General features: G+C 57.4%; 5 protein-coding genes, 1 tRNA gene and 1 pseudogene. 5 read left to right on the forward strand and 2 right to left on the reverse strand.

All coding sequences use genetic code 11. From position 1 onward, the window contains the following. Positions 1-84: 84 nt before the first annotated feature. Both IU397_RS23000 and IU397_RS23005 read right to left on the reverse strand, forming a co-directional pair. Positions 85-828, reverse strand: a complete 744-nt coding sequence (locus IU397_RS23000; RefSeq protein ID WP_204417957.1) for a hypothetical protein — start codon at positions 826-828, stop codon at positions 85-87. 42 nt (positions 829-870) lie between these two features. Continuing rightward, positions 871-954 (reverse strand) — tRNA-Tyr (locus tag IU397_RS23005). Positions 955-1,090: 136 nt separating this feature from the next. On the opposite strand from IU397_RS23005, the gene rlmB reads away from it, so the two are divergent. From rlmB to IU397_RS23525, 5 genes and pseudogenes are all read left to right on the forward strand, one after another. Next, the gene (gene rlmB / locus IU397_RS23010; protein ID WP_370541766.1) at positions 1,091-1,867 is read left to right on the forward strand and encodes a 23S rRNA (guanosine(2251)-2'-O)-methyltransferase RlmB; all 777 of its coding nucleotides are present in this window, start codon (positions 1,091-1,093) and stop codon (positions 1,865-1,867) included. Between the two features lie 9 nt (positions 1,868-1,876). Continuing rightward, positions 1,877-2,155, forward strand: a complete 279-nt coding sequence (locus tag IU397_RS23015; RefSeq protein ID WP_204417960.1) for a hypothetical protein — start codon at positions 1,877-1,879, stop codon at positions 2,153-2,155. A gap of 315 nt (positions 2,156-2,470) precedes the next feature. Continuing rightward, positions 2,471-2,941 carry a CoA-binding protein gene (locus IU397_RS23020; RefSeq protein WP_204417961.1) on the forward strand — a complete coding sequence of 157 codons (471 nt, stop codon included), beginning with the start codon at positions 2,471-2,473 and terminating at the stop codon, positions 2,939-2,941. Between the two features lie 55 nt (positions 2,942-2,996). Then, the gene (locus tag IU397_RS23025) at positions 2,997-3,695 is read left to right on the forward strand and encodes an RraA family protein (protein ID WP_204417962.1); all 699 of its coding nucleotides are present in this window, start codon (positions 2,997-2,999) and stop codon (positions 3,693-3,695) included. A gap of 166 nt (positions 3,696-3,861) precedes the next feature. Beyond that, positions 3,862-4,239 (forward strand): annotated as a pseudogene (locus IU397_RS23525) (IS3 family transposase); the annotation flags it as partial.

The following is a 4,239-nucleotide window of genomic DNA, read 5'->3' on the forward strand; positions in this document are numbered from 1 at the left end:
CCTGATGTTCTTTCAATATCCCGATTATCTGTTCTTCACTGAAACGGCTTCTCTTCATCATCTGTCTCCTTCTTGGAGAACAGGCTAACCAAAAACACCGGACATTTCAGGGGAGCAGGTCAGACCAAAGCCGACATCATAGGCGTCTATCAGCAGGTCTTGGTAGAGTTCGTCGTAGAGTGGCATCATAGTTGTCTTGCGAACCTCAATCCTGCCAGCACTCACTTTAGCCTGATCCAGTTGAGCTACATACGCCTGCAACCCTGGAAGATTGGGTAAAGACAGTTTCTGGTCGATATCATCACCGCGTTCCACCTCTTCGATCCTGTATTCAATCATGGATATGAAGCCGTCGAGTGGGGGTGTTCCTTTGTGCGATGCCTCTGCTTCGGTCATCATGACAGCCGCAGCCTGCCAGGGGCGGGGCAATGCTTCGCGTGTGAAATAGATTTTCTCCCCGTCACGTTGTTCAGTCATTTCGTAGAAGCGGGGCAGAAGTGGATCAGGATCATTGTCCCGCCGTGATTTCGCCTCCCGTGCGTTGGCTATGCCAGCCGTTACCAGCCTATCAGGGTTCCGCAAGTCGCTGATCACCTGGTCATGTTCTTCCGCCCAGGTGACAACCATTTGCACAGCCTTGGAGTAGCTGACATCGCCACAGGGAATTTGCCATCGCTTAATGCCCAGGTGTGATTGAAGTTTTTGCGGGACACGACGCTGATAGAAGTATCGACCACGGTCGATCTTGAGGTAGGGGACCTTCACTTCATCAGTCATTGTATCGAAATCACGTCTGTTTGTATCGAATATGGGCGGTGTCAGGCGCATAATAGCACCGAACGACCATAAAAAACAGTATGATAGGATGGATGGTGGGCGACCCTGGAATCGAACCAGGCGTGAGTCGCCTCGAGGGAGTTACAGTCCCCTGCCACACCTTGCGGCCTGTCGCCCACCGGGGCCCGAACCTTGGTTCGAGCGTAGCGCGGTGGATACTAAGCGTCATTTCGTCCGTCAACCGCAAAGCGTACGGGCCATGACGGAAAGGGTGGGGTGGCCTTGGTCCGGGCGCTGCTCTATGCCCGATAACATGAAAAAACCCAGTTGGATCATCGCCAAGGAACGTAATTTACGTGCCTCCGCTCAGGAAACCGTATGGCTGTTCGGGCTGCATGCTGTGCGTGACGCTTTGCTGAACCCGGCCCGGGAAAAGCTGCGGCTGATCGTCACCAAAAATGCGGCTGACCGGTTGGGTGATGCGCTGAATGCGGGGCCGGAACCGGAAATGGCAGATCCGCGCAAGTTCCCCGCGCCACTTGATCCAGGTTCAGTCCACCAGGGGGCAGCGCTGGAGGTGCGCGCGCTTGACTGGGGGCGGCTCGATGATCTGGCCTATATCGCCGATGGGGCCACGCCACGTCTATTACTGCTGGACCGCGTGACGGACCCGCATAACGTGGGCGCAATCCTGCGATCCGCCGAGGTGTTTGGTGCAAAGGCTGTGATTGCGCCCCGCCGCCATGCCGCACCCGAAACAGGCGCTCTGGCCAAAACCGCATCCGGTGCCCTGGAACGGCAACCCTACCTACGCGTGACCAATCTGGGTGATACCATGGAGCGGTTGCGCAATATGGGCTACCTTTTGGCGGGTTTGGATGGGGACGGGGATCAAACCCTGGCGGATCTGGGCCAAAGTTGTGCCGGTCGCCCGCTGGCACTGGTGCTTGGGGCGGAGGGGCCCGGTCTCAGGGCCCGCACCCGCGAGCTTTGCGACCAATTGGTGCGGATCGAAGCCATGGGGTCTTTCGGATCGCTCAACGTTTCAAATGCCGCAGCAGTGGCCCTATATGCCACAAAAGCCACGTGACGGACGGATATGCACAAAACCACGAAAATCGCCACATGCTGCTACTGCGGTACCCGCTCGACCCTGGTTCTGGACCGGGAACGGCACGAATTGACCTGCTCCGCCTGCGGCGCGCCGCTACATAACCTCAAACAGCTGCCGCGAGAGAAGGTGGGCAAAGGTCACCATGACCTGATCGGCCATAAGGGCCATGCCGTGCCCAATCGAAAGCCACGCAAACGACGCAAGTCGTTAAAGCGGCGCTTTTTCGAAGAATTGGTGGACGTGGTCGAGGATATCTTTGACTGACGGATCGTCGCCCAGCTTGACCGCCCTCTTATCCCTGGGTGGGGCAATGTGGCGGCCCCTGCCCGGCGATCATCTGTCGCCGGCAGCAGGCATAAGTTATGCCATGGATACGAATTGGCTTACCCTGCTGTAGGCATGACGCGGTAACATATTGCTCACAGATCCATGAGGCCCCTTGGAAACAAGGTCTTTGCTCCTATCTAATTAATAGGAAGTGCAGCGCCGGAACCGCTGTGTTTCACTTCACTGTCCCTCGTTCCGTGACTGGCGCCCGGCCTTATGGCCCGGGCGCTTTTTTGTGTATATGTAGGGGCCATGACCTATCCGGACGACCTTCTGCGCACGATCCTGACCCGAACCAAGGTGGTGGCATGCATCGGTGTATCCCCCAATTCGGTACGGCCCAGCCATTACGTGGCGCGCTACCTGTCACTCAAGGGTTTTACCGTTATCCCGGTCAATCCGGGGCATGCCGGAAAGGTGCTGTTTGGGCAAACCGTGCGTTCCGATCTATCAGAAATCACGGAGCCTGTTGATATGGTTGATATCTTTCGCCGATCCGAGCATGTGCCGCCCATCGTTGATGCGACTTTGGACGCGTTTCCAAATTTGCGGACCATCTGGATGCAGATCGGTGTGGAACATGCGCAGGCCGCCGCGCAGGCCGAGGCCCGCGGCGTGACCGTCATTCAAAATCGCTGTCCCAAGATCGAATATCAACGCCTTTTCGGCGAATTGCGAATGGGCGGCTTCAACACGGGCGTGATCTCTTCCCGCCTACCCTAGCGCTTTACACCGCGGCGCCAGACCGCCCATGTTAGGCCAAACAGGGAGGACCGGGATGATCGAAGAACCACCGCTTTTGCGGGTGCGCACAGGTGTGCAGCGGCCAAATGATGCGCAAATATCTGCCTTTCAGGGCGTACCGACGGGTTTCGTGAACGATGCGCTGGATGGTGCTGGGGCGCTATCACGCAACATTTCGCTGCTGGGCGAGGGGAGCGATCTGCCAAGCCAAGCCGCCGGTCCTGCCCTGAGCGTCGAATGTCGGCCTGGTGATATCTTGCCGCTTTTGGGGGCTTTGCCACAGATCCGTCCCGGCGATATCGTGGTCAATGCCTTTGGTGGATATCAAGGCGCCGCCACCGCGGGCGATCGTGTCACCGGCATGATGCGCAATTGCGGTGCGGTCGGGTTTGTCACCGATGGCCCGGTACGCGACTATGAAGGACTGGTTGGGATCGGCCTGCCGGTCTGGTGCACCGGTCTGATCCCGGCTTCTCCCTTGTCCAAGAGTGCGGGCCGTGTTGGATTTCCGGTTCAGATCGGAGGGCAAGAGATCGAGACAGGCGATATGATCGTCGCCGACCGCGATGGCGTGGTGGTCGTACCGTTCGAACAGATCGATGACGTGATCGAAAGACTGACAAAAATCACCGCGCTTGAGACGGCCCTAGATGCCGAGGTTGCCGATGGCCTGAAAGTCCCGCCAGCGATCCTGGAGTTTCTCGAAAGCAACCAGGTGCATTATGAGGAATGACAGGCCCTGCCAATAATGTGGATCGATGGGGCGTCTGTTAGCGGGCTGCTGTTTGTAACGGAGAACTGACCCGGTATTTTCAGAGATGGCCCGAGAATTTTGAACAGATGAGTTAGGTGGATTTTCCGCTCGTGATCCGGCAGCGTGCCGGGACGAAGGAGCGAAGATGGTAAGACGACCGAGACGGAACCACAGCCCTACATTCAAGGCGAAAGTCGCGTTGGCGGCTTTGAAGGGCGACAGGACGATGAGCGAACCTGCGACGCAGTTCGATGTTCTTCTCAATCGGATCAAGCAGTGGAAGGATCAGCTCCTCGATGGGGTGACGGATGTCTTCGACGACAAGCCAAAAGCGTCTAAAGAGCCCGAGATTGATGCCAAATCGTTGCACGCGAAGATTGGCCAGCTGACGCTGGAGAATGATTTTTTGGAAGGAGCGCTCGACAAGGCCGGTCCGTTGGGGAGCGCAAGGAAATGACGGATCGGTCACACAGATTGAGCCTCACGCGCCAAGCCGATCTGCTCGGAATTAGCCGAGGCGGCT

It is taken from the genome of Actibacterium sp. 188UL27-1 (assembly GCF_016901225.1).
In the GTDB taxonomy this organism is placed as follows: Bacteria; Pseudomonadota; Alphaproteobacteria; order Rhodobacterales; family Rhodobacteraceae; genus 188UL27-1.

Coding starts and splice junctions, on each gene's coding strand:
- IU397_RS23000 (WP_204417957.1), bottom strand. CDS start 828: ATGCGCCTGACACCGCCCATATTCGATACAAACAGACGTGATTTCGAT.
- rlmB (WP_370541766.1), top strand. CDS start 1,091: ATGAAAAAACCCAGTTGGATCATCGCCAAGGAACGTAATTTACGTGCC.
- IU397_RS23015 (WP_204417960.1), top strand. CDS start 1,877: ATGCACAAAACCACGAAAATCGCCACATGCTGCTACTGCGGTACCCGC.
- IU397_RS23020 (WP_204417961.1), top strand. CDS start 2,471: ATGACCTATCCGGACGACCTTCTGCGCACGATCCTGACCCGAACCAAG.
- IU397_RS23025 (WP_204417962.1), top strand. CDS start 2,997: ATGATCGAAGAACCACCGCTTTTGCGGGTGCGCACAGGTGTGCAGCGG.